Genomic DNA, 614 nt, shown 5'->3' with positions numbered 1-614 from the left:
GGCCAGCCGGCCGTTGCGCGCCTGCGGCTGACCGGCCGGCCACGCCGGCCTGGTCTCCCGGCTCAGGCCAGCAGCCGCAGGCTGCCGGGGCACAGCGTCTGCACCAGCTCTTCCATGCCTTCGACCAGGGCGCTCACCAGGGCATTCGGGCCTTCGGCGGGCAGGTCTTCGGCGAACACGATGGCCTGGCTCAGCACCGACTCCTCCAGCACCACGGGCGGCAGGCCGTGCTGCTGCAGCGCCCAGTCCATGGCCATGAGGGCGGCCGGGCCGTTGCCCTCGTCGAAGGGGCGCAGGCTGACCAGGGCCTGGTACAGGCGCGCGGCCCGCTCCACGGCCTCCAGGCGGGTCAGCGCGGGATAGACCGCATCGGCCGGCGAGATCCAGGCCGACAGCGTTTCCAGGTGGCGCGTGAGCGAGGCCGCCATGGGATAGGCGCGCTGATCGCCCGCACCCGGCGTGAGGAAGCGGGGGGCGAGCACGCCCGGGTCGCCGAAGACGGTGGAGCCCGAGGTGCCCGCAGCCAGCCGCTGGAATTCGCGCGTGCGCGCCCGGGGCCCGCCGGCCGGGCCAGCCGTTCAGGCGCCAGCCGATCTCCAGCAGCCGCTCGGGTG

Annotated in this window: 1 protein-coding gene; it reads right to left on the bottom strand. The window is 75.1% G+C overall.

Annotated features, from left to right (window positions below; genetic code table 11):
- Window positions 1-62: 62 nt before the first annotated feature.
- Window positions 63-482 (bottom strand): Fic family protein, encoded by a 420-nt coding sequence (locus tag AC27IQ_RS26680; RefSeq protein WP_487091492.1) that lies wholly within the window; start codon window positions 480-482, stop codon window positions 63-65.
- Between the last annotated feature and the right edge of the window lie 132 nt (window positions 483-614).

Source organism: Acidovorax sp. KPB24-07, assembly GCF_057543315.1.
Note: the sequence above shows the minus strand (reverse complement) of the source record. Positions and strands in the feature narration are given on the sequence as shown.